Genomic DNA, 22,280 nt, shown 5'->3' with positions numbered 1-22,280 from the left:
ACCGGCGCCGGCGCGCCCTCACCCGGCCCCGCCGGCCGCGGGCAGGTCCCGCACCGGCCGCAGCACCAGCAGGGCCAGGCCCACCGCGACGGTGGCGGCGCCGCCGCCCACCAGCACCGCGTTCGGCCCCAGCAGGGCGGCGGCCGGACCGGCCAGCGCCTGCCCGACCGGCATCATCGCCAGGGACCCCGCCACCTCGTAGGCGTGGATACGGCCCAGCACCGGCCCGGGCACCCGGGTCTGCACACTGGTCATCCACATCACGCCCCAGAACCCCATGGCGGCGCCGCTCAGCGCCGCCCCCGCCGCCATCGCGGGCACCGGCAGGCCCAGGCCCACGGCGACGGAGAACGCCCCCGCACCGAAGAGCGCGTACGTGCCCGCCCGCAGCGGGAACCGGGGGCGGATCCGCAGGGCCGCCACCCCGCCCAGCGCGGTGCCGCCGCCCAAAGCCGCGCTGACCAGGCCGTAGGCCCCGGCTCCGTGCGCCGGGACGATCTCCCCGGCGGTCAGCGGGACCTGCGGGCCCCACATCACCACCATGAGCACCATCCACAGCAGGATCACCGACCACATCCAGGTCCGGGAACGGAACTCGCGCCACCCCTCGGCCAGGTCCGCCAGGTACCCGGGGCGGCGGCCGGTCCGCTCCGGGACCTCGCCCGGAAGCCGGATCAGCGCCAGCAACAGCGCCCCCGCGGCGTAGGTGCCCGCGTGCACCGCGAACACCCCGGCCGCGGACACCAGCGCCACCAGCAGCCCCGCCACCGCGGGCCCCACCAGCATCGCCAGCGCCTCGGCGGTGCGCAGCACCCCGTTCGCGCCCTGCACGTCCCGGGCCACCCGGGGCACCACCGAGGCGACCCCGGGCTGGAACGCCCCGGCGGCGATCCCGTTGACGGCGCCGATCACACAGATCTGCCACAGCACCACGTGCCCGGTCAGGAACAGCACCGCCGCCGCGCCCTGGGTGAACACCCGGGCCAGGTCCGCCAGCACCATCAGGCGGCGCGCGCCCCACCGGTCCGACAGCACCCCGCCGAAGACGACGAAGCCCACGAAACACGCCGAGAACGACGCCATCGCCGCCCCGATGCCCCCGGCGCCGTGCCCGTGGGCGAGCAGCCCGGCGGCCAACGCGACCGGCAGCATGCCGTCACCGGTCTTGGCCACCGCCCGCGCAGCGAAGAACAGCGCGAAGTCCCGTGACCACAGCCGCCGCCCGTCGCCGCGGCGACGGGCGGACGTAGCGCGCCCCATGTTCCGGTGCCTCCCGCCGTGAACGATGCCGGTCACCCTACCGGTCTAGACCGCGGGTGCGAGCGCGGGGGCCGGACCCGCGGGACGCCGGGGGTTCGACCGGGCGCGCGGCGGGGGAGGAAGCAGGGGCGAAGACCCCTGCGAGCCCTTCCGGAGAACCCGATGCCCCAGACCCCCGGCGACCCCTGGTGGAAGTCCTCGGTCGTCTACCAGATCTACCCGAGCAGTTTCCAGGACGGGGACGGCGACGGCGTGGGCGACCTGCCCGGCGTCATCGACCGGCTCGACCACCTGCACACCCTCGGGGTGGACGTGGTGTGGCTGTCGCCGGTGTACCCCTCGCCCTGGGACGACAACGGCTACGACATCAGCGACTACCTCGGCATCCACCCCCGGTTCGGGACCCTGGCCGACTGGGACCGGCTGCGTGACGGCCTGCACGAGCGCGGCATGCGGCTCATCATGGACCTGGTCGTCAACCACACCAGCGACGAGCACCCCTGGTTCGCCGACTCCCGGGCCTCCCGGGACTCCGCCCACCGCGACTTCTACTTCTGGCGCCCGGGCCGGGAGGGCGGCCCGCCCAACAACTGGGGCTCGGTGTTCTCCGGCCCCGCCTGGACCCGCGACGACGCCACCGGCGAGTACTACCTGCACCTGTTCACCCGCCGCCAGCCCGACCTGAACTGGGAGAACCCCCGGGTCCGGGCACGGGTGCACGACATCGCCCGCTGGTGGCTGGACCGGGGCGCCGACGGGTTCCGGATGGACGTCATCAACTTCGTGTCCAAGGTCCCGGAGCTGCCCGACGGCCCGGTGCTGTCCGAAGGCGGGTACGGCCTGTTCGCGGAGTACTCCATCAACGGGCCCCGGCTGCACGAGTTCCTCGGCGAGCTGCGCGACGCCGCGTTCGCCGGGCGGGACGTGCTCACGGTGGGGGAGATGCCGGGGGTGAACGTGGAGCAGGCCGCCGCGCACACCGACCCGGTGAACGGCGAGGTGTCCATGGTGTTCCAGTTCGAGCACGTCGACCTCGACCACGGTCCCGGCGGCAAGTTCGACCAGGTGCCGCTGGACCTGCGCCGCCTCAAGGAGTCCCTGGGCCGCTGGCAGCTCGGTCTGGCCGACCGGGGGTGGAACAGCCTGTACTGGAACAACCACGACCAGCCCCGGGCGGTGTCCCGGTTCGGCGACGACGGGAAGTACCGGGTGGCCTCGGCCAAGACCCTGGCCACCACGCTGCACATGATGAAGGGAACCCCGTACGTCTACCAGGGCGAGGAACTGGGGATGACCAACGCCGGCTTCTCCGACATCGCCGAGTACCGCGACGTGGAGACCCTCAACCACCACCGCCACGCGCTGGCCGCCGGGGCCGACGAGGAGTCGGTGATGGCGGGGATCGCCCGGATGAGCCGGGACAACGCGCGGACCCCGATGCAGTGGGACGCCTCGCCGAACGCCGGGTTCACCACCGGCACCCCGTGGCTGGCGGTCAACCCGAACCACACCGAGATCAACGCCGAGGCGGCGCTGGCCGACCCCGACTCGGTGTTCCACCACTACCGGCGGCTCATCGCGCTGCGCAAGGAGCTCCCGGTGGTCGTGCACGGCGTCTACGCCCCGCTGCTGCCCGACCACCCGGCCCTGTTCGCCTACACCCGGACGCTGGACGGCGCGGTGCTGACGGTGCTCGCCAACTGGAGCGCGGACACGGTGGCGGTGGACGCGGACCCCGCCGTCGCCGGGCCCGGGCCGGAGCTCCTGCTGGGCACCCACACGGTGCCGGAAGGGGCGCCGGAGGGGGTGTTCGCACCGCTGCGTCCCTGGGAGTCGCGTGTGCTGCTGTCCCGCTGAGCCCGGCGGGGTGCGCCGGTGACCTGCGGGAGCCGCTTCCGGAGGCGGTTTCAACTTTTTTGAAATGTGGGCGAAGTGAGGTTAGACTAACCTTCGTTTGCCGGGGTCATCCCGCTTCGTCCCTTCGCGCCTCCCCCGGGTCTCCCGACCCGTGCGCAGCGGCCGCCCGCCCGCGGCACGGCCGCTCCCCACCGAGAAAGCACCTGTGCACATGGACTCCACCCTGCGCCGCGCCGGCGGCATCGGAATCGCGGCCCTGCTGACCCTGGGTCTGGCCGCCTGCGGGAACCCCGCCGAGGAGGAGACCCCCGCGGCGGGCCCGGCCGACGGGACCTTCCCCGTCAGCATCGAGAGCGCCCTGGGCACCGCCGAGATCCCCGCCCAGCCCGAGCGGATCGTCACCCTGGGCCAGGGCTCCTCCGAGACCGCCATCGCCTTGGGCACCGTCCCCGTCGGCGTCGAGAGCTACGAGTGGGGCAGCGACGAGACCGGCTACCTCCCCTGGGTCCACGAGGCCGTCACCGAGGCCGGGGCCGAACTGCCCGTCCAGTTCGCCGGCGCCGACGACATCGACTTCGAGGCCATCATCGAGCTGGACCCCGACGTCATCCTCGCCCCCTGGTCCGGCGTCACCCAGGAGCAGTACGACGTCCTCACCGACATCGCCCCCACGGTCGCCTACCCCGACCTGCCCTGGAGCACCGACTGGGACCAGCAGATCGAGATCATCGGGCAGGCCCTGGGCAAGCCCGACGAGGCACGGGAACTCATCGACGGCATCGAGGCGCAGTTCGCGGAGGCCGCCGCCGCCCACCCCGAGTTCGCGGACCTGACCTTCTCCTACGTCTACAACACCGGCCCCGGCACCCTCGGCGTCTTCCTGCCCGACGAGCAGCGCGTCGCCATGGTCCGCGGCCTGGGCCTGCAGGTCGACCCGGTCGTCGAGACCTTCCCCGAGACCGAGGGCACCGACTCCGCCGTCATCGGCCTGGAGAACGCCGACAAGCTCGCCGACAGCGACCTGGTCTTCACCTTCTACAGCAGCCCCGAGAACCGCGAGGAGATCGAGGCCCAGGACCTCTACCAGGCCATCCCCGCCGTCGAACGCGGCTCCATCGTCGCCCCCGAGGACCAGCCCTTCGTCACCGGCTCCTCCATCATCAACCCGCTCACCGTCCCCTGGGCGCTGGAGCGCTACGTGCCCCTCATCGAAGAGGCCGCCGCGAACCTCGACGACTGACCCGCACCGGTAAGGCGATTGTGAGAACACGCACGACGCCGCCCCGGACCGGCCCCGCCCGCACCGTGCTCATGCTCGGTGCGGGCGCCGCCGCGCTGACCGGGGCGATCCTGCTCAGCCTCGTCGCGGGCGGCAAACCCACCCCGGTCCCCGAGGTGTGGCGGGTGCTCACCGGCGGGGCCGACCCCTACATCACCACCGTGGTGCACAGCCGCGTCCCCCGCACCGTCCTGGGCGTCCTGGTCGGCGCCGCCCTGGCCCTGGCCGGCACCCTCATGCAGGGCGTCACCCGCAACCCCCTGGCCGACCCCGGGCTCCTCGGCGTCAACGCCGGGGCGGCCGCCGCCGTGGTCACCGCCACCGCCCTGTTCGGACCCACCTCCGTCACCGCGACCGTGTGGTGGGCGCTGCCCGGCGCCCTGGTGGCCGGGCTTGCCGCCTACGCCGTCGGCAGCCGCGGCGGCGACGCCGGCCTGGTCCGCCTGGTCCTGGCCGGGGCGGTGGTCTCCGCCGTGCTCATGGCCTACGTCCAGGCGATCGCGCTGAGCATGCCCGACACCTTCGACAGCTACCGCTACTGGGTGGTGGGCTCCCTGGCCGGGCGCGGGTTCGATGTCATCACCGCGGTGCTGCCCGTCATCGGCGCCGGGGCGCTGCTCGCCGTGCTCACCATGGGCGGCCTCAACGCCCTGGCCCTGGGGGAGGAGGCGGCCACCGCCACCGGCGCCAACACCGCCTGGACCCGCTCGGCCGGACTGGTGGCGGGCGTGCTGCTCGCCGCCGGGGCCACCGCGGCGGCCGGGCCCATCGCGTTCGTCGGCCTGGCCGTCCCGCACGTGGTACGGGCCCTGGTCGGCGTCGACTTCCGCCTTCAGGTGCCCTTCGCGCTGCTGGTCGGCCCCGTCCTGCTGCTGCTCGCCGACGTGGCCGGCCGCACCGTCGTGCGGCCGATCGAGCTCATGGTCGGCGTGGTCACCGCGTTCGTCGGCGCGCCCGTGCTGCTGTACGCGGTCCGGAAGATGCGGACGACCTCATGAACCGAACCCTCACCGGGCCCGTCCCGCAGGCCCCGGCCCCCACCCGCCGCGACCCCGTGCTGCGGCTGGGCCGGGCCGTGGCGCTGCCCGTCCACCCGCGCTCCCTGCTGTGGGGGGCGCTGCTGCTGCTCGCGGTGCTCGCCGTCGCCGCCGCCACGCTCTCCCTGGGGCGGCTCGGCATCCCGCTGCCCCGGATCCCCGCCGTGGTCACCGGCGGGGGAGAGGGCACCGAGACGTTCGTGTTCGAGCGCCTGCGCGGACCCCGGCTGGCCGTCGCCCTGGGCGTCGGCGCCGCCCTGGGCCTGTCCGGGGCGCTCTTCCAGTCGGTCACCCGCAACCCGCTGGGCAGCCCCGACGTCATCGGGCTCGGCGCGGGCGCCGGGGCCGGGGCGGCCTGCGCCGCCCTGCTGCTGCCCGGTGCCGTCCCCGTCCCGGTGGGCGCGCTGGCCGGCGCGGTCCTGGCCATGGCCGCCGTGGCGGCCGCCACCGGCACCGGGCTGCGCCACCCCGGGCGGCTCATCGTCGCCGGGATCGGCGTGGCCGCCATGGCCCAGGCCTTCACCCACTTCGTGGTGTCGGTCATGGCCCGCGACCAGGCGAGCGTGCTGTCGGCCTACGTCAACGGCAGCCTGGGCGCCCGCGACTGGGGCCACGCCGCCACCATCTGGGGCGCGGTCCTGCTCGCGGTGCCGCTGCTGGCGTACCTGGCCGGGCCGGTGGCCGTCAACGAGATGGGCGACGAGCTCTCCGACGCCCTGGGCGCCTCCGCCGCGCGCACCCGCACCCTGGCCATCGGCCTGTCCGTGGTGCTGTCGGCGGCCGCCGTGTCCGTGGCCGGGCCGATCGCTTTCGTGGCGCTGACCGCCCCGCAGATCGCCCGCCGCCTCACCGGGGCGACCGGGCCCCACCTGGCCCTGTCCGCGACCACCGGCGCACTCCTGCTGACCGCCGCGGACCTGGGCGTCCAGCAGTCGCCCATCGGCGACGGCCTGCCCGTCGGCCTGTTCACCATGGCCCTGGGCGGCGTCTACCTGGGCCACCTGCTCATCCGCGAATGGCGAAAGGGAGTCCTATGAGCCCGGTACTGTCCGCGGAGGGCCTCACCCTGGGGTACGGGGCCGAGCCGGTCGTGCGCGACCTGGACCTGAGCATCGCCGACGGCGAGTTCACCGTGATCGTCGGCCCCAACGGGTGCGGCAAGTCCACCCTGCTCAAGGCCCTGGGGCGGATCAACAAGCCGCTCTCGGGCCGGGTGCTGCTGCACGGCACCGACATCCGCGCCCAGCGCGCCAAGGCGGTGGCCCGCCGGATGGCGATGCTGCCGCAGAGCCCCACCGCCCCCGAGGGCATCACGGTGCGCGGGCTGGCCGCGCGCGGCCGCTTCCCGCACCACACGCTGCTGCGCCAGTGGAGCCCGGCCGACGACGAGGCCGTCGACCGCGCCCTGGGGCTGACCGGGCTCACCGACCTGGCCGACACCCGGGTGGGGTCGCTGTCGGGCGGCCAGCGCCAGCGGGCGTGGGTGGCGATGGTCCTGGCCCAGGACACCGGGGTGCTGCTGCTCGACGAGCCGACCACCTACCTGGACATCGCCCACCAGTACGACCTGCTGGAGCTGTTCGCCGACCTGCACCGCCACGGCCGCACCGTCGTCGCGGTGCTGCACGACCTGGCCCAGGCGGCACGATTCGCCACCCGCCTGGTTCTCATGGACCGGGGCGCCGTGGTCGCCGACGGCGCCCCCGACGAGGTCATCACGGCCGACCGCGTGCAGCAGGTGTTCGGACTGCCCTGCGACGTCGTCCCCGACCCGCGCACCCGCACCCCCCTCGTCATCCCCCACGAACGCACCTGACCGCCCCCACCCGGACACCGAGCCCACTCCGACCCCGCCCCATCCGGATGCCGCCTTCACGGGGATACCCGCGCCATCCGGATGGCGGCACCACGGGGATACCCGCGCCATCCGGATGGCGGCACCACCTGAGCGCCCGGCCCCAGGTTGATCGGAGGCGGGCCGCCGTCGGCATCGTCCGCCGGATGCCGTGGCTGTCCGGACGGAGGCGCCACCCGGACGCCCGGCCGTACGCCCGCCGGAAGCGGGCCGTCGGCGATGCCGCCTGGATGTCGTGCCCATTCGGGTGTCGGCGTCATCCGGTTGTCCGGCCGGGCCTTGAGCGGTGCCGCCCCCGGCGGCACTTCTTCGGCCGGGGCCCACCGGACGCGGGGGGCCCGGCGGCGGCGTCGGTCGGATGCCGCACCCATTCGGATGGCATCGGCATTCGGACCGGACGCCCGCTTGTGAGCGGTGCCTGCTCGGCGGCACACCCGCGGCCATGGGTCCACCGGAAGCGGAGGCGTCGGTGGCCGCACTGCCTGGATGCCGCGCTCATCCGGGTGGCGTCGTCATTCGAATGTTCGGGGTATCCGAATGCTCGCGGTATGTGGATGGGGCGGGTATCCGGGTGTGGGGAGCATGCGAGAGGCGGGGGCATCCGCCTACTCCTGGCGGGCGGCCTTGAACTCCTCCCACTGGGCGAGGAGCGCGTCGTGGTGGTCGTCCAGCCAGGTCATGTAGTCGTGCATGTTGCGCAGCCGGGTGCGGGCGTGGGGCTTGAGCCCCGGCAGGCGGTCCAGGGCGTCGGCCGCCAGCGCCTTCTGCCGCTGGAGGTAGGTGCGTTCGTTGCGCAGGAACCCGCCCCAGACGTCCTCGTCCACGGTCACGCGCCGGGTGCGCTCGCCGGGGGTCTCGACCAGGTCCACGAACCCGGCCTTGCGCAGCCGGCGCACCGCCTCCGACACCGAGCCGCGGCTCACCCCGGCCCCCTCGGCGATCTGCTCGGCGCTGACCGCCTCGTCGTCGGCCACCAGCAGGTAGCCCAGGATGCGCCCCTCGGAGCGCGGCCCGCCCTGGGCGTGCCAGTGCTCCGCGAAGCGTTGGATGAAATCGTCCCGGAACCCCTGTTCCGCCCGGTTCTCCCGCTCTTCCGACATGGCCACGACCTTATCGGTCATCGGCGGGCTCTCGGCCGGGGCCTCGGCCCGGCCCGCGGTCCGCGCGCAGCGACTCCAGCATGGGCTCCAGCGACGCCCACACGGCGTCCAGGTCGCCCGTGCCCGGGCGGTCGGCCAGCCACAGCGCGGCCTCGTTCATCGCCCCGGAGAGCAGGTGCGCCGCGGGTTCGACCGGCCGGGGCGGCAGGACGCCCGACGCCACCAGGTCGGCCAACGCCTCGGTGAGGTGGCGGGCGGAGTTCGCCTCGTCCATCTCCCGCCAGGCGCTCCAGCCCAGTACGGCCGGGCCGTCGACCAGCATGATCCGGCGGACGCCGGGGGCGGTCGCGGCGGTGAGGAAGGCCCGGCAGCCGGCGGTGAGCCGGTCCCACGGGTCGGGCTCGGCGTCGGCGGTGGCCGCGACGGCGGCGGCCACCTCCTCCTGGACCTCGTCCAGGACGGCCCGGAACAGCGCGGGCTTGCCGTCGAAGTGGTGGTAGAGCGCGCCCTTGGTCACCTCGGCCGCGGCGACGATCCCGCTGAGGCTCACGTCCGCGTAGCCGTGTTCGGCGAACAGGCGGCGGCCCTCGCGCAGCAGGGTGCGGCGGGTCTGTTCGCGCTGCCGGGCACGGACCCCGGTGGCCTCGGGCATGAAGTGTCCTCCGATCGTTGACATACCGACGGTACGCGAATAGTCTAGTTCGCATACCGATGGTATGTGAAAGGAAGAGTCATGAAGCTGAGCTCCTTCTATCCGGTCCTGGGCACCACCCGCCTCCCCGAGTCCCGCGACTTCTACGTCACCTGGTTCGGCTTCGAGGAGACCTTCGCCGCCGACTGGTACGTCAGCCTGCGCCGCCCCGGCCCGCCCGACGTCGAGCTGGCCCTGCTGGACCCCACCCACCCCACCGTCCCCGAGGGCTTCCGCGAGCCCGCCCGCGGGATCCTGCTGAACTTCGAGGTGGCCGACGTCGACGCCGAGTGGGAGCGCCTGGTGGTGCGCGGCGGCCTGCGCCCCGAGCTGGAGATCCGCACCGAGGAGTTCGGCCAGCGGCACTTCATCGTGGCCGACCCCAACGGGATCCTCCTGGACGTCATCACCGAGATCCCGCCCGGCGAGGAGTACACCGCGAACTTCCTGGACCGCTGACTTGCCGGGCCACTGGCTTTCTGGACCGCCGGGCCCGCAGCCCCGCCTACCCTGGTGTCACCCCACCCCCGTCACACCCCGCGGAGGCGACACCATGGCCCTGACCCTGGAGCAGGCCTCGGAGCTGGCCGCCCGGGCGCACGCCGGGCAGGTCGACAAGGTCGGCCGCCCCTATGTGGAGCACGTCCACGCGGTCCGCGACCTGCTGGCCGTCCACGGCGAGTCCGCCCAGGTGGCCGGGGTCCTGCACGACGTGCTGGAGGACACCGACCTCACCGCCGACGACCTGCGCGCCCACGGCTGCCCCGAGGAGGTCGTGCGCGCCGTGGTGGCGGTCAGCCGCCGCCCCGGCGAGACCTACGACGCGCTCATCGCCCGCGCGGCCGCCGACCCGCTGGGCCGCCTGGTCAAGCTGGCCGACAACGCGCACAACTCCGACGAGGCCCGGCTGGCCGCCCTGCCCGCCGAGCAGGCGGAGCGGCTGCGCGCCAAGTACGCGCGGGCCCGCGCCGTCCTGGAGGGCGCCGAGAGCCGGGCGACGCTGATCGTCCTCCGCACACCGCGCCTGGAGGAGTGCCGCGCCTTCTACCAGGCCCTGGGCCTGCGGTTCGTGCGCGAGCGCCACGGCTCGGGCCCCGAGCACCACGCGGCCACCCTGGCCGGCGGCCTGGTGCTGGAGCTGTACCCGGCCACGGACGAGCGCACCACCGGAGCCCTGCGCCTGGGGTTCGCGGTCCCGGCGCACCGCACCGACCCGGCCCTGGAGCCGGGCCGGCACACGTTCACCGACCCCGACGGGCGCCCGGTCGACGTGCGCGTGGAGTGATCGGTGCGACCTTCGGTGCACGTGCACTGATACCAGCCGGTCGGTATGCTGGACCGGACGTACGAACAGGTGTGCCGCCGGGGGCGGCGGCGACGAGATGGGGCGGGGCATGGCGATGGCACGGCGCACGGCCGAGGCGGGGACCGGACGCGGATCGGTGCCCGAGCGCCTGTTGGACGCCGCGACCCGCCTGTTCGCCGAACGCGGCTACGAGGGCACCTCCGTCCAGGAGATCGTGGTCGCCGCCGGGGTCACCAAGGGCGCCATGTACCACTACTTCGGCTCCAAGGACGACCTGCTGTACGAGGTCTACGCCCGGGTGCTGCGCATGCAGACCGAGCACCTGGTGCGCATCTCCCAGCTCGACACCCCGGTCGTCGAACGCGTGCACGCGGCCGCCGCCGACGTCATCGTCACCAGCGTCGCCAACCTCGACGACACCGTCATCTTCTTCCGCTCCATGCACCAGCTCAGCGAGGAGAAGCAGCGCGAGGTGCGCAGCGAGCGCCGCCGCTACCACGAGATCTTCCGCGACATGGTCCAGGAGGGCCAGGACGCGGGCGTCTTCCGCGCCGACGTCTCCGCCGACCTGGTGGTCAACTACTTCTTCGGCTCGGTCCACCACCTGAGCACCTGGTACCACCCGGGCGGCCCGCTCACCGGCCAGGACGTGGGCCGCCACTTCGCCGACCTGCTCGTCGCGGGGCTGCGCCCGGAGAAGAGCCCCGGGAGGTAGCCCGAACAGCGGCCCGGAGGAACAGCCCGGAGCAGCGACCCGCACGCATGAAAGGGGGCCGGGGGAGTACCCCCGGCCCCCTTCCCACGCTCCCGCCGTCAGACGTACTTGCGCAGCTCCGCACGGCCCAGCGAACGCAGGTGCACCTCGTCCGGCCCGTCGGCCAGCCGCAGCGAGCGCGCCCCCGCCAGCCACCCCGCCAGCGGCAGGTCCTGGCTGACCCCGGCGGCGCCGTGCGCCTGGATCGCCCGGTCCAGGATCCGCTCCACCGTGCGCGGGGTGGCGATCTTGATCGCCTGGATCTCGGTGTGCGCGCCCCTGTTGCCCACCGTGTCCATCAGCCACGCGGTCTTGAGCACCAGCAGCCGCAGCTGCTCGATCTCCACCCGGGACTCGGCGATCCACTCGCGCACCACGCCCTGGGCGGCCAGCGGGCGCCCGAACGCGGTGCGCTCCAGCACCCGGCGGCAGGTCAGCTCCAGGGCCCGCTCGGCCATGCCGATCAGCCGCATGCAGTGGTGGATGCGGCCCGGCCCCAGCCGGGCCTGGGCGATCGCGAACCCCTCGCCCTCACCCCCGACGAGGTTCTCCGCGGGCACCCGCACGTCCTCGAACACCACCTCGGCGTGGCCGCCGTGGTCGCCGTCGGCGTAGCCGTACACCGTCATCCCGCGCACGACCGTCAGCCCGGGGGTGTCGCGGGGGACCAGGACCATGCTCTGCTGGCGGTGCCGGTCGGCGTCCGGGTCGGTCTTGCCCATGACGATGAAGACCGCGCACTCGGGGTTGAGCGCGCCGGTGATGAACCACTTGCGCCCGTTGATCACGTACTCGTCGCCGTCGCGGGTGATGCTCGTGCCGATGTTGGTGGCGTCGGAGGAGGCCACCGCGGGCTCGGTCATCGCGAACGCCGAGCGGATCTCGGCGTTGAGCAGCGGGTCCAGCCACCGCTTCTTCTGCTCGGGGGTGCCGAACATCGTCAGCACCTCCATGTTCCCGGTGTCGGGGGCGGCGCAGTTGAGCGCGATCGGGCCCAGCCGGGGGCTGCGCCCGGTGATCTCGGCCAGCGGCGCGTAGGCGAGGTTGCTCAGCCCGCCGTGTTCGGGGTGCCCGGCCAGGAAGAGGTTCCACAGGCCGCGCTCGCGCGCCCTCTCCTGGAGTTCTCGCACCACCGGCGCGGTGGTCCAGGGGTTCTCTCGCCCGGCCAGCTGCTCTTCGAGCACGGCCTCGGCCGGGTACACGTGCTCGTCCATGAAGGCGAGCAGCCGCTCGCGCAGCTCCTCGGTGTCCTTGTCGAAGGCGAAGTCCATCGGTCAGTCCTCCTTGAGCATGGAGTGGGCGCCGGCCACCAGGGGGGCGACCACCTCGCCGATACGGTCGAAGCCGGCGCCCACGGTCAGTCCCTGCGTGTGGCGGAAGTGGATGCCCTCGGCGATCACCGCGAGCTTGAAGCAGCCGAAGGCCACGTACCAGCCCAGCCGGGACACGTCCCGCCCGGTGGAGCGGGCGTACAGCGCCACCAGGTCCTCGGAGGAGGGGTAGCCCTCCGCGGCGGTGGCGGCCGGCGCCCCGACGTCGACGGGGCGGTTCTGGTAGACGAGCATCAGGCCCAGGTCCACCAGCGGGTCGCCCAGGGTGGCCATCTCCCAGTCCAGCACGGCGGAGATGTCGCCCTTGTCGGTGACCAGCACGTTGTCGAGCCGGTAGTCGCCGTGCACGATCGCGGGGGCCGACTGCTCGGGCAGCGTCCGGGCCAGCTTCTCGTGCAGCTCGTCGATACCGGGGATGTCGCGGCTGCGGGAGGCGTCCAACTGCTTGCGCCAGCGCCGCACCTGCCGTTCCAGGAACCCCTCGGGGCGTCCGAAGTCGCCCAGGCCGACCGCGGCGGGGTCCACCGCGTGCAGGTCGCCCAGCGTGGTGATGAGGGCCTCGCCGACCGCGCGGGTCCCCTCGGCGCCCAGCGGGGCGATCTGGTCGCGGGTGCGCATCGGGGTCCCCTCCACGTACTCCATGACGTAGAACGGGGCGCCCAGCACCTCGGTGTCCTCGCACAGCAGGTGCGTGCGCGGCACCGGGACGGCGGTGTCGCGCAGCGCCGTCATCACCCGGTACTCGCGGGCCATGTCGTGCGCGGTGGCGAGCACGTGGCCCAGCGGCGGGCGGCGCACCACCCAGGAGCCGGTGCCGTCGGTGACCAGGTAGGTGAGGTTGGACTTGCCGCCCGTGATCACCTGCCCGGTCAGCGGCCCGCCGACCAGCCCGGGCGCGGCCAGGTCCAGGTGCGCGCGCAGCCGTTCCGGGTCCAGCCCGGGCAGTTCCTCACTCATGCGTTCCCTCGTTGTCGAACACCTTGGCCTGCAACCGCCGCATCCCCGACAGCCAGCGGTCGGGGTCGGCGGCGCGGCCCGCGTAGTAGTCGGCGACCTGCGGGTGGGGCAGGATCAGGAAGCGGCCGTCGGCCATCCCCGCCAGGACGGCGTCGGCGACCTCCTCGGGGGTGATCGCGTCCCCGGCCAGGATCGCCTTGCCCTGCGTCCCGCTCTCCTCCAGCAGGTTGGTGCGCACGCCCAGCGGGCACACGCACTGGACGGTGACCCCGCGGTCCCCGTAGGTCGCGGACATCCACTCGCCGAAGGAGAGGGCGGCGTGCTTGGTCACCGAGTAGGGGGCGCTGCCCAGCATGGTGAGCAGCCCGGCCGCCGACACGGTGCCGACGAAGTGGCCGCGGCCGCGCTCCAGCCAGCCGGGCAGCAGTTCGCGTGCGGCGCGCACGTGCGCCATCACGTTGACCTGCCAGGCCAGGTCCCAGTCGGACTCGGGGGCCTCGGGGCCGCCGCCGACGCCCACACCGGCGTTGGCGACGTACAGGTCGATGCCGCCCAGGTGGGCCGCGGCCTCGGCGACCAGGGAGGTGACCCCGGCCTCGCTCGCGGCGTCGCCGGGGACGGCCACCCCGCCGATCTCGGCGGCCACGGCCGCGGCGGCGTTGGCGTCGAGGTCGTTGACGACGACCCGGGCGCCGGCGGAGGCCAGCCGGCGGGCCAGGGCGGCGCCGATGCCGTTCCCGGCGCCGGTGACGACGGCGCCGATTCCGTTGAGGTCCATCACACGCCTCCGGTCAGGGTGATGCCGCCGTCCAGGACCAGGGTGCGCCCGGTGACCCAGGCCGCGTCGTCGGAGAGCAGGAAGGCGACGGCGCCCGCGACGTCCTCGGGGACGCCCAGGCGGTTCAGGGGGTACTGGGCGGCGACCTTCTCCTCGCGGCCCTCGTAGAGGGCGGCGGCGAACTTGGTCTTGACGACGGCCGGGGCCACCCCGTTGACCCGCACCGCGGGGGCGAGTTCCACGGCGAGTTCCTCGGTGATGTGGATGAGCATGGCCTTGGTGGCGCCGTAGAAGCCGATCCCGGGGGCGGGTTTGATCCCGGCGATGGAGGAGACGTTGACGATGGCGCCGCCGTGCTCGGCCATCCAGGCCTTGTACGCCTTCTGGACCCAGGAGATCGCGGAGAGGGCGTTGACCTCGAAGATCTTGCGGGCGGCGTCCAGGTCGAGGTCGACCATGCGCCCGTACACCGGGTTGATGCCGGTGTTGTTGACGAACAGGTCGACACTTCCGAAGGCTTCGAGGGTGGCGGCGATGGCCGCGTCCTGGTGCTCGGGGTCGTCGGCGCGGCCCGCGACGCCGATGGCGTGCTCGGGGCCGCCCAGGGACTCGACGGCCTCCTGGAGGGGCTCGGGCTTGCGCGCGGTGATGCACACGCGGGCGCCCTCGTCGACGAGGCGTTGCGCGATGCCCAGGCCGATGCCGCGGCTGGCACCGGTGACGATGGCGGTCCGGCCGCCGAACCGGGAAGTCATCACATTCTCCTTAGACCGACTGGTCGGTATGTTGCTGTGGACTCTATGCCCACGGCGAGCGCGCCGCAAGGGGCGCCCGGGGCGCGGGGGCGGGACAATGTCCCCTGCGGTCCGCGCAGGGCCGCCGCAGCCAGACACGAAAGGTTCCCGCCATGGCGACCGAAGTGGCCGACGCCCCCGAGAACAAGCGCTACGAGATCCGTGTCGACGGCGAGGTGGCCGGCTTCGCCGAGTACATCCTCACCGACGGGCTCATCACCTTCACCCACACCGAGATCGACCCCGGCCACGAGGGCCGGGGGCTGGGCGGGGCGCTGGTCCGCGCCGCCCTGGACGACGTGCGCGGCCGCGAGCTGGACGTGCTCCCGCTGTGCCCGTTCGTCAAGGGCTGGATCCAGCGCCACCCCGACTACGTGGACCTGGTGTACGGGGCCTCGGGGGGATGACGGGGGCCGGGGTGTCCGCGCGCCACCGCACGGGCACCCCTCCCTTTCGCGCCCCCCACCCGGGCGATTCGGACATTTCATGATCTACGCCGTCAAGGTGCCGCTTTCGGTCACCACGGATCCGGATGCCGCCGGGTCAGGCGGTGGGGTCGATCACGAGCTTGCCGATCGTCCCCCGCGAGCGCAGCGCCTCGTGCGCCTCGCGGGCCCGCGCCAGCGGGTGGACCCCGCCCGTGATCGTCCTCAGGTCGCCGTCGGCCACCAGCGTGAACATCTCCGCCATCGCCTGGCCCATGACGTCCCCCGGCAGCAGCCACACGTGCGGCAGCCACATGCCGGCCACCGTCGTGGAGAAGCGCATCAGGTTGGGCAGCTTGACCGGGGAGGGGAGCTCGCGCGAGGCCATGCCGTAGAAGGCCAGCCGGCCGAACGGGGCCAGGGCGCGCACGCTCTCGTCGGTGACCCGGCCGCCCACCATGTCCAGGACGACGTCCACCCGGCGGCCCTCGTTGGCCTCGATCAGCGCCGCGGTCATGTCCGGGGCGGCGGAGTCCACGACGGCGTCCGCGCCCAGTTCCAGGGCCAGGTCGCGCTTGTCGGCGCTGCTCGCCACCGCGATCACCCGGCCCGCCCCGAACAGCTTGGCCAGCTGGACGGCCAGGGTGCCCACCCCGCCCGCGGCGGCGTGCACCACTACGGACTCCCCGGGCTGCATGCGGGCGCTCTTGCGCAGCAGGACCCAGGCGGTGGCGCCCTGGACGACGAGCGCCAGGGCGGCCTCGTCGGAGACGCCCTCGGGGATGTCGTAGGCCATGTTCGGGTCGACCACGGCCTTCTCCGCGTAGCCGCCGCCGGTGGTCAGCGCGACGATCCGGCGGCCGTCGGAGGTGCGCCCGGCCACCTCCGAGCCCGGGACCAGGGGCAGGGTGGCGGGGGCCAGGTAGCTGTTCTCTGCCTGGTGGGTGTCGGCGTAGTTGACCCCGGCCCGGGTCACCTCCAGCAGGAGCTCGTGCGGTTTCGGCTCGGGGTCGGGGAGCTCGGTGAGGGTGAGGACCTCGGGTCCGCCGAACTCCGTGATCTGAATGGCGCGCATGGCGGGTCTCCGTTCGTCCGTGTCATACCGACCGGGTGGTATGTTACCCGCGAGTCGCCCCGATGTCGCCCCTTGGGCCCCGGGGTCTTGCGCCAAGTTACCTAACGCTGTTAGGTGTGGTGTGGGCCACAAGATGAGGAGAGTGCGGCAGTGACTGAGAACGTGGTGACGACGACCGGCGGCCGGGTCCGCGGCACGACCTCGCCCCGCTCCGCGGACGGAAGCGTCACCGTCCACCGGAGCATCCCCTACGCGGCCGCGCCCTTCGGCGAGCACCGGTTCGCCGCGCCCGCGCCCGCCGCGCCCTGGGACGGGGTCCGGGACCGCACCGTGTTCGGGCCGCCCGCACCCCAGCGCCCCCACCTCATCGGCGCCGCCGCCTGGTCGCCCGAGATGTCCGGCGACTGCCTCACCCTCAGCGTCTGGAGCTCCGCCCGCCCCGGCGACCGCGCCCCCGTCCTGGTGTGGATCCACGGCGGCGCCTACATCGTCGGCGCCTCCTCCGAGCCCTCCTACGACGGCACCCGGCTCGCCGAGAGCGGCCTGGTCGTGGTCGGCGTCAACTACCGCGTCGGCTTCGAGGGCTTCGGCCACGTCCCCGGCCGCCCCGACAACCGCGGCCTGCTGGACCAGATCGCCGCCCTGCGCTGGGTCCGCGACAACATCGAGGGCTTCGGCGGCGACCCCGGCAACGTCACCGTCGCCGGGGAGTCCGCCGGGGCCGGGTCGGTGGTGTGCCTGATGGCCGCCCCCGACGCGCGGGGCCTGTTCCGCCGCGCCGTCGCCCACAGCGTGCCCGGCGACATGATCACCACCGGCACCGCCCGGCTCGTCGCCGAGCGCGTCGCCGCGGCCGCGGGGGTCCCCTACGAGGCCGAGAGCCTGGCCGCGCTGTCGCCCGAGAAGGTACTGGACGCGGTCGACGCGGTCCTGGCCGACTCGCCCTCCGGCGGGTTCAAGCCCTTCACCTGCTTCACCCCCGTGGTCGGCGGGCCCGAGTTGCCCGAGGGGCCCCTGGAAGCGATCGCCCGCGGCGGGGCCGCCGGGGTCGACCTGCTCATCGGGCACAACGCCCACGAGTTCCGGCTGTTCACCGAACTGGGCCAGGAGGTGCGGATCGACGAGGAGGAGGTCCTGCACAAGCTGGTGTCCCGGCTGGGGCTGCGCGGGGACGCCCTGGAGGTGTACCGGGGCGCGCTGCCCGGGGCGCCGGTGCGCGAGCTGTTCAACGCGATCCAGAGCGACGCCATGTTCTGCGAGTACACCGCGCGGTTCGCCGAGGCGCACGTCCGCGGCGGCGGCCGCGCGTTCTTCTTCCGGTTCGCCGCCCCGAGCACCGTGCTCGGCGGCCGCCTGGGCGCCTGCCACGCCCTGGACCTGCCGTTCGCGTTCGGCAACCTGGACGGCGACTTCGGGGCGTTCCTGTTCGAGGGCGGGCCGGGGGAGGAGCACCACGCCCTGTCGGCGCGGATGGTCGCCGCCTGGCGCGACTTCGCCGCCACCGGCGACCCGGGCTGGCCCGTCTCGACGCCCGCGGCCCTCGTGGTCAAGGAGTGGAACACCCCCGACGTCCTGCATCCGGAGCTTCTCGCCCCGGCCCGGGCGGTGTGGGCGGACGTCTCCCTGGCCCCCAAGTAGCCGCCCGGCCCCGGTCCGGCCCCGATCCGGACCGGGGCCGGACACGGCGGTGCCCCGCCCCCTTTGCGGGGGCGGGGCACCTTTGCGTGTGAGCGTCGTGCCTAGCGGCCGAGCCCGGCGCGGCGCAGCGCGTCGGCCATCGCCCCCTGCGGGGCGGCGGACTGCCGACCGCCCCGATCGCCGCTGCCCCCGCCCCGGTTGCCGCCACGGTCGCGATTGCCGTTGCCGTTGCCGTTGCCGTTGCCGCGGCGCCGGTCGCCCTGGCCGCCGTTGCCGCCGCGCTCGCCGCGGTCCCCGCGGCGGTCCCGGCCGCCGCCCGCCGGGGCGTCGTCGGTGAGCCGCATGGTCAGCGAGATCCGCTTGCGCGGGATGTCTACGTCCTGCACCCTGACCTTGACGATGTCGCCCGGCTTGACGACCTCGCGCGGGTCCTGCACGAACTTGTCCGACATGGCCGACACGTGCACCAGGCCGTCCTGGTGGACGCCCACGTCGACGAACGCGCCGAACGCCGCCACGTTGGTGACCACGCCCTCCAGGATCATCCCCGGCTCCAGGTCGCCGAGCTTCTCCACGCCCTCCTTGAAGGTGGCGGTGGTGAACGCCGGACGCGGGTCGCGGCCGGGCTTGTCCAGCTCGGCGAGGATGTCGGTGACCGTGGGCAGGCCGAAGGTCTCGTCCACGAACTCCTGCGGGCGCACCTTGGACAGCACGTCCTTGTCACCGATGAGCGAGGGCAGGTCGGTCCCCACACGGTCCAGGATGCGGCGCACCACCGGGTAGGCCTCGGGGTGCACGGCCGAGGCGTCCAGCGGGTCGTCCCCGCCGGGCACCCGCAGGAAGCCCGCGCACTGCTCGAACGCCTTGGGGCCCAGGCGCGGCACCGACCGGAGCTGCTCGCGGCTGCGGAAGGGGCCGTTGGCGTCGCGGTGGGAGACGATGTTGCGGGCCAGGGTGGAGGTCACGCCCGACACCCGGGTCAGCAGCGGCACGGAGGCGGTGTTGACGTCCACGCCGACACCGTTCACGCAGTCCTCGACCACGGCGTCCAGGGAGCGCGACAGCTTCGCCTCGGCCAGGTCGTGCTGGTACTGGCCGACGCCGATCGACTTGGGGTCGATCTTGACCAGCTCGGCCAGCGGGTCCTGCAGGCGGCGGGCGATGGAGGCGGCGCCGCGCAGCGACACGTCCAGGTCGGGCAGTTCCTCGGAGGCGTAGGCGGAGGCCGAGTACACCGAGGCGCCCGCCTCGGAGACCATCACCTTGGTCAGGGACAGCTCGGGGTGGCGCTTGAGCAGGTCGGCGGCCAGCCGGTCGGTCTCGCGGGAGGCGGTGCCGTTGCCGATGGCGACCAGGTCGACCCGGTGGGCCTTGCACAGCCGGGCCAGCCGGTCGATGGAGCCGTCCCAGTCGTTGCGGGGGGCGTGCGGGTAGACGGTGTCGGTGGCGACGACCTTGCCGGTGGGGTCGCAGACGGCGACCTTGACGCCGGTGCGCAGGCCCGGGTCCAGGCCCAGGGTGGCGCGGGTCCCGGCGGGGGCGGCCAGCAGCAGGTCGCGCAGGTTGGCGGCGAACACGTTCACGCCGTCGTCCTCGGCCCGCTGCCACAGGCGCATCCGGACGTCGATGTCGAGCCGGACCAGGATGCGGGTGCGCCAGGCCCAGCGGACGGTGTCCTGGAGCCAGCGGTCGGCGGGGCGGCCGCGGTCCACGATGCCGAAGTGGTGGGCGATGGCGTTCTCGTAGGAGGTGCGCGGGACGGTGCCGTCGGGGTTCTCGGCGGGGGCGTCCTCGGGCTCCAGGGTGAGGGTGAGGACCTCCTCCTTCTCGCCCCGGTACATGGCCAGCACCCGGTGGGAGGGCAGGGCGGTGAGGGGTTCGGAGAAGTCGAAGTAGTCGGCGAACTTGGCGCCGGACTCCTCCTTGCCCTCGCGCACCGCGGAGATCAGGCGCCCCTTCTCCCACAGGCGTTCGCGCAGCAGGCCGGTGAGGTCGGCGTCCTCGGCGAACCGCTCCACGAGGATGGCGCGGGCGCCGTCCAGGGCGGCCTTGGTGTCGGCGACGCCCTTGTCGGCGTCGACGTAGGGGGCGGCGGTCTCCTGCGGGTCCAGGCCCGGGTCGCCGATCAGCGCCTGTGCGAGCGGTTCGAGCCCGGCCTCGCGGGCGATCTGCGCCTTGGTGCGGCGCTTGGGCTTGAAGGGGAGGTAGATGTCCTCCACGCGGGCCTTGGAGTCGGCCTCCAGGATGCTCCGCTCCAGGTCCTCGTCCAGCTTGCCCTGGGACCGGATCGACTCCAGGACGGCGGCCTTGCGCTCGTCGAGCTCCCGCAGGTAGCGCAGGCGCTCTTCCAGGGCGCGCAGCTGGGCGTCGTCCAGGGCGCCGGTCGCCTCCTTGCGGTAGCGGGCGATGAAGGGCACGGTCGACCCGCCGTCGAGGAGGTCGACGGCGGCCTTGACCTGGTGGGCTCCGACGCCGAGTTCTTCGGCGATGCGCTGGTCGATCGTGGGTGTCGCAAGGGTCGTCACTGGTGTGTGTCCACTCGTCGGGTGTTCGGTGCGGGCCCATTCTGGTGGCGCGGCCGGACATTGTCACCCCGGCCGCGCCCGCGGTCGGCGCAGGTCGCCGGTCCCGGATCCGGTCAGGGCGGGGCGAAGGCGGGTGAACGCGGCGTGCCGCGGGGCGGGGCGGCGCCTGCGTGCGGGGAACGGGGCGGTGGCGGGGAGGACGGGGTGCGGGGCCCGGGGTGCGGGGCCCGGCGTCAGCCCTCTCCGCCGAGGAGGTCCGGGGCGTAGTACTCGTCCAGGGGGACCGGTCCGCGGTAGCCCTGGCACATGCACTGGCGGCACGGCACCGCGTGCAGGTCAGAGCTATCAGGAAGGGGTGTCAGGTGCCTGAGAGGGTGCCTAACCCTCTCCGTCCTTCCCTTCACTCGTCAAGATCGTGTCCATCCGCTGTGCCCCCTCGGTGAGCACGGGCCTCAGCTCCCGACGATAGTAAGTCTCCGTGGTCACCGTCGTGGCATGTCCGGCGATGCGCGCGATCTCTTCGACCGGGACACCGTCCGCGGACATCAGGGAAACGAAGCTGTGCCGCAACTCCCGCAGCGTCCAGTTCGTCAGCCCTGCGCGCTTGAGGATCGGCAAGAACATCTTGTTCGTAGTGAAGCGCGTGTAGCGCTTCCCCAACGCAGTGCAGAACACCAGTCCTGCATCGTGCCAGTTCTCACCGGCCTTTGCCCGCAGCCGCTCCTGTTCCTGGCGGCGAGTCCGCAGGGCTTCAACCGCCAATTCTCCCAGGGCGAGTGTGCGTTTGCTCTTGCGGGTTTTGGTGTCACCGCCGACGCGGTCAGAGCGCCACACAGAGATCGACGGCGGGACAGGAGGGTTTGCTGCTGGATTCCCTTCCAGATCCACCATGTCCCATTCGAGTGCTCGGGCCTCCTCATTCCGGATCCCGGTCGTCAGCATCACCACGATGTACGGGTAAAGCGCGTAACCGCGTGCGGCGCTGATTAGCGCTCGCGCCTCAAGGAGCGTGAGTGACTTGCTGGGTCGGCCGCTCTGTCCTTCGGGTGCTTCCACGAGATCGGCGACGTTTCGAATGACCTTGCCGCGTTTCTGAGCTTGCTGGATCGCTGACCGGAGAATCCACAGAAGGCGCCGAAGGACCGATGTCGCCAGTACGTCGGCCCGGTCATCCAACCATTCTTCGACGTCCTCAGGCTCAAGGTCTCGAAGCTTGAGGCGGCCGATGGAATCCTTGATGTGAACCTTGAATTGTTGCCGGTACTGGGCCACCGTGTTCTCGGAACGGCCTTTTTTGGAGGTCCCGAGCCAGTCGTCAACGGCGTCTGAGACCGTGTACCGGGCGGAGGACTTGACTCCCGCATCGATTTCGTTGCGGAGTTTCCGGAGTTCGTTGCGAACCTCCGTCTTCGTTGCCCCGTAGACTTTCGGGCGGCGGCGCTTCCCTCGGGCATCGAATCCCAAGGAGATCGACCCGACATAGCACTTCTTTTCCTTATCCCAATGGATGCTTCCTTCTCCCCGACGCCCTCGGCGCTTCTTGCTTTCTTGAGGTTCATTTTCGTTGGTCATTGAATCTTTGTTCCTTTCCATGGCGGCGGATCCAAGAGCGGAGACG

Annotated in this window: 20 protein-coding genes; 10 read left to right on the top strand and 10 right to left on the bottom strand. The window is 73.1% G+C overall.

The features are described 5' to 3' along the window. Positions 1 to 18: 18 nt before the first annotated feature. Positions 19 to 1,260: an MFS transporter gene (locus tag ACJOT3_RS13775; RefSeq protein ID WP_406972628.1), complete on the bottom strand. Its 1,242-nt coding sequence runs from the start codon at positions 1,258 to 1,260 to the stop codon at positions 19 to 21. A 162-nt stretch (positions 1,261 to 1,422) separates the two neighbouring features. On the opposite strand from ACJOT3_RS13775, the gene ACJOT3_RS13770 reads away from it, so the two are divergent. The 5 genes from ACJOT3_RS13770 to ACJOT3_RS13750 all read left to right on the top strand — a co-directional run bounded on the left by ACJOT3_RS13770 (position 1,423) and on the right by ACJOT3_RS13750 (position 7,249). Then, positions 1,423 to 3,117 carry an alpha-glucosidase gene (locus ACJOT3_RS13770; RefSeq protein WP_406972626.1) on the top strand — a complete coding sequence of 565 codons (1,695 nt, stop codon included), beginning with the start codon at positions 1,423 to 1,425 and terminating at the stop codon, positions 3,115 to 3,117. A 211-nt stretch (positions 3,118 to 3,328) separates the two neighbouring features. Next, on the top strand, positions 3,329 to 4,357 hold the full coding sequence (locus ACJOT3_RS13765; RefSeq protein WP_406972624.1) for an iron-siderophore ABC transporter substrate-binding protein: 1,029 nt from the start codon (positions 3,329 to 3,331) through the stop codon (positions 4,355 to 4,357). Between the two features lie 71 nt (positions 4,358 to 4,428). After that, positions 4,429 to 5,394 carry a FecCD family ABC transporter permease gene (locus ACJOT3_RS13760; RefSeq protein WP_406972640.1) on the top strand — a complete coding sequence of 322 codons (966 nt, stop codon included), beginning with the start codon at positions 4,429 to 4,431 and terminating at the stop codon, positions 5,392 to 5,394. After that, the gene (locus tag ACJOT3_RS13755; protein ID WP_406972622.1) at positions 5,391 to 6,470 is read left to right on the top strand and encodes a FecCD family ABC transporter permease; all 1,080 of its coding nucleotides are present in this window, start codon (positions 5,391 to 5,393) and stop codon (positions 6,468 to 6,470) included. Before ACJOT3_RS13760 ends, ACJOT3_RS13755 begins: the two co-directional genes overlap by 4 nt. Beyond that, positions 6,467 to 7,249, top strand: coding sequence for an ABC transporter ATP-binding protein (locus tag ACJOT3_RS13750; RefSeq protein ID WP_406972620.1), 783 nt, complete (start codon positions 6,467 to 6,469; stop codon positions 7,247 to 7,249). Before ACJOT3_RS13755 ends, ACJOT3_RS13750 begins: the two co-directional genes overlap by 4 nt. Positions 7,250 to 7,893: 644 nt before the next feature. On the opposite strand, the gene ACJOT3_RS13745 is transcribed toward ACJOT3_RS13750, so the two are convergent. After that, positions 7,894 to 8,409 (bottom strand): GbsR/MarR family transcriptional regulator, encoded by a 516-nt coding sequence (locus tag ACJOT3_RS13745; protein ID WP_406972618.1) that lies wholly within the window; start codon positions 8,407 to 8,409, stop codon positions 7,894 to 7,896. Next, on the bottom strand, positions 8,399 to 9,040 hold the full coding sequence (locus ACJOT3_RS13740) for a TetR/AcrR family transcriptional regulator (protein ID WP_406972616.1): 642 nt from the start codon (positions 9,038 to 9,040) through the stop codon (positions 8,399 to 8,401). The genes ACJOT3_RS13745 and ACJOT3_RS13740 overlap by 11 nt, the downstream gene beginning before the upstream one ends. An 81-nt stretch (positions 9,041 to 9,121) precedes the next feature. On the opposite strand from ACJOT3_RS13740, the gene ACJOT3_RS13735 reads away from it, so the two are divergent. The 3 genes from ACJOT3_RS13735 to ACJOT3_RS13725 all read left to right on the top strand — a co-directional run bounded on the left by ACJOT3_RS13735 (position 9,122) and on the right by ACJOT3_RS13725 (position 11,100). Next, positions 9,122 to 9,538: a VOC family protein gene (locus ACJOT3_RS13735; protein ID WP_406972614.1), complete on the top strand. Its 417-nt coding sequence runs from the start codon at positions 9,122 to 9,124 to the stop codon at positions 9,536 to 9,538. A 94-nt stretch (positions 9,539 to 9,632) separates the two neighbouring features. Further along, on the top strand, positions 9,633 to 10,364 hold the full coding sequence (locus ACJOT3_RS13730) for a VOC family protein (protein ID WP_406972612.1): 732 nt from the start codon (positions 9,633 to 9,635) through the stop codon (positions 10,362 to 10,364). A gap of 109 nt (positions 10,365 to 10,473) precedes the next feature. Then, positions 10,474 to 11,100 carry a TetR/AcrR family transcriptional regulator gene (locus ACJOT3_RS13725; protein ID WP_406972610.1) on the top strand — a complete coding sequence of 209 codons (627 nt, stop codon included), beginning with the start codon at positions 10,474 to 10,476 and terminating at the stop codon, positions 11,098 to 11,100. Between the two features lie 98 nt (positions 11,101 to 11,198). Here the strand turns inward: ACJOT3_RS13725 and ACJOT3_RS13720 are convergent, their stop codons facing one another. Genes ACJOT3_RS13720 through ACJOT3_RS13705 form a run of 4 tightly spaced genes read right to left on the bottom strand, consistent with a single transcriptional unit; the run spans position 11,199 to position 14,960 of the window. Further along, entirely contained in the window at positions 11,199 to 12,410 is a 1,212-nt protein-coding gene (locus ACJOT3_RS13720) for an acyl-CoA dehydrogenase family protein (RefSeq protein ID WP_406972608.1), read from the bottom strand. Positions 12,411 to 12,413: 3 nt separating this feature from the next. Further along, positions 12,414 to 13,427, bottom strand: coding sequence for a phosphotransferase family protein (locus ACJOT3_RS13715; protein ID WP_406972606.1), 1,014 nt, complete (start codon positions 13,425 to 13,427; stop codon positions 12,414 to 12,416). Beyond that, positions 13,420 to 14,205, bottom strand: coding sequence for an SDR family oxidoreductase (locus tag ACJOT3_RS13710; protein WP_406972604.1), 786 nt, complete (start codon positions 14,203 to 14,205; stop codon positions 13,420 to 13,422). Before ACJOT3_RS13710 ends, ACJOT3_RS13715 begins: the two co-directional genes overlap by 8 nt. After that, the gene (locus tag ACJOT3_RS13705) at positions 14,205 to 14,960 is read right to left on the bottom strand and encodes an SDR family oxidoreductase (RefSeq protein ID WP_406972602.1); all 756 of its coding nucleotides are present in this window, start codon (positions 14,958 to 14,960) and stop codon (positions 14,205 to 14,207) included. The genes ACJOT3_RS13710 and ACJOT3_RS13705 overlap by 1 nt, the downstream gene beginning before the upstream one ends. Before the next feature lie 152 nt (positions 14,961 to 15,112). Between ACJOT3_RS13705 and ACJOT3_RS13700 the strand changes: the two genes are divergently transcribed. Beyond that, positions 15,113 to 15,406, top strand: coding sequence for a GNAT family N-acetyltransferase (locus ACJOT3_RS13700; RefSeq protein ID WP_406972600.1), 294 nt, complete (start codon positions 15,113 to 15,115; stop codon positions 15,404 to 15,406). 136 nt (positions 15,407 to 15,542) lie between these two features. Here the strand turns inward: ACJOT3_RS13700 and ACJOT3_RS13695 are convergent, their stop codons facing one another. Then, positions 15,543 to 16,499 (bottom strand): quinone oxidoreductase family protein, encoded by a 957-nt coding sequence (locus tag ACJOT3_RS13695; RefSeq protein ID WP_406972598.1) that lies wholly within the window; start codon positions 16,497 to 16,499, stop codon positions 15,543 to 15,545. A 150-nt stretch (positions 16,500 to 16,649) separates the two neighbouring features. Here ACJOT3_RS13695 and ACJOT3_RS13690 point away from each other — a divergent pair, with 150 nt between their 5' ends. Continuing rightward, a complete protein-coding gene (locus ACJOT3_RS13690) occupies positions 16,650 to 18,137 on the top strand; it encodes a carboxylesterase/lipase family protein (protein WP_406972596.1) in 1,488 nt (495 codons plus the stop codon). A 101-nt stretch (positions 18,138 to 18,238) separates the two neighbouring features. On the opposite strand, the gene ACJOT3_RS13685 is transcribed toward ACJOT3_RS13690, so the two are convergent. Together ACJOT3_RS13685 and ACJOT3_RS13680 are read right to left on the bottom strand one after the other, a co-directional pair. Beyond that, positions 18,239 to 20,662: a Tex family protein gene (locus ACJOT3_RS13685; protein ID WP_406972594.1), complete on the bottom strand. Its 2,424-nt coding sequence runs from the start codon at positions 20,660 to 20,662 to the stop codon at positions 18,239 to 18,241. Positions 20,663 to 21,040: 378 nt separating this feature from the next. Continuing rightward, on the bottom strand, positions 21,041 to 22,280 hold a 1,240-nt coding region (locus ACJOT3_RS13680), incomplete at its 5' end, for a tyrosine-type recombinase/integrase (protein ID WP_406972592.1).

It is taken from the genome of Nocardiopsis protaetiae (assembly GCF_045446735.1).
GTDB classification, from domain to species: Bacteria; Actinomycetota; Actinomycetes; order Streptosporangiales; family Streptosporangiaceae; genus Nocardiopsis; species Nocardiopsis protaetiae.
The sequence above is the reverse complement of the archived record's forward strand: the minus strand, read 5'-3'. Positions and strand labels throughout refer to the sequence as shown.

Bases quoted from the DNA above. Each gene is read 5' to 3' on its own strand.
- ACJOT3_RS13710 (WP_406972604.1), bottom strand. From the start codon at position 14,205: ATGGACCTCAACGGAATCGGCGCCGTCGTCACCGGCGCCGGGAACGGC.
- ACJOT3_RS13700 (WP_406972600.1), top strand. From the start codon at position 15,113: ATGGCGACCGAAGTGGCCGACGCCCCCGAGAACAAGCGCTACGAGATC.
- ACJOT3_RS13750 (WP_406972620.1), top strand. From the start codon at position 6,467: ATGAGCCCGGTACTGTCCGCGGAGGGCCTCACCCTGGGGTACGGGGCC.
- ACJOT3_RS13715 (WP_406972606.1), bottom strand. From the start codon at position 13,427: ATGAGTGAGGAACTGCCCGGGCTGGACCCGGAACGGCTGCGCGCGCAC.
- ACJOT3_RS13735 (WP_406972614.1), top strand. From the start codon at position 9,122: ATGAAGCTGAGCTCCTTCTATCCGGTCCTGGGCACCACCCGCCTCCCC.
- ACJOT3_RS13740 (WP_406972616.1), bottom strand. From the start codon at position 9,040: ATGCCCGAGGCCACCGGGGTCCGTGCCCGGCAGCGCGAACAGACCCGC.
- ACJOT3_RS13695 (WP_406972598.1), bottom strand. From the start codon at position 16,499: ATGCGCGCCATTCAGATCACGGAGTTCGGCGGACCCGAGGTCCTCACC.
- ACJOT3_RS13765 (WP_406972624.1), top strand. From the start codon at position 3,329: ATGGACTCCACCCTGCGCCGCGCCGGCGGCATCGGAATCGCGGCCCTG.
- ACJOT3_RS13770 (WP_406972626.1), top strand. From the start codon at position 1,423: ATGCCCCAGACCCCCGGCGACCCCTGGTGGAAGTCCTCGGTCGTCTAC.
- ACJOT3_RS13730 (WP_406972612.1), top strand. From the start codon at position 9,633: ATGGCCCTGACCCTGGAGCAGGCCTCGGAGCTGGCCGCCCGGGCGCAC.
- ACJOT3_RS13760 (WP_406972640.1), top strand. From the start codon at position 4,429: ATGCTCGGTGCGGGCGCCGCCGCGCTGACCGGGGCGATCCTGCTCAGC.
- ACJOT3_RS13720 (WP_406972608.1), bottom strand. From the start codon at position 12,410: ATGGACTTCGCCTTCGACAAGGACACCGAGGAGCTGCGCGAGCGGCTG.
- ACJOT3_RS13725 (WP_406972610.1), top strand. From the start codon at position 10,474: ATGGCGATGGCACGGCGCACGGCCGAGGCGGGGACCGGACGCGGATCG.
- ACJOT3_RS13755 (WP_406972622.1), top strand. From the start codon at position 5,391: ATGAACCGAACCCTCACCGGGCCCGTCCCGCAGGCCCCGGCCCCCACC.
- ACJOT3_RS13705 (WP_406972602.1), bottom strand. From the start codon at position 14,960: ATGACTTCCCGGTTCGGCGGCCGGACCGCCATCGTCACCGGTGCCAGC.
- ACJOT3_RS13775 (WP_406972628.1), bottom strand. From the start codon at position 1,260: ATGGGGCGCGCTACGTCCGCCCGTCGCCGCGGCGACGGGCGGCGGCTG.
- ACJOT3_RS13745 (WP_406972618.1), bottom strand. From the start codon at position 8,409: ATGACCGATAAGGTCGTGGCCATGTCGGAAGAGCGGGAGAACCGGGCG.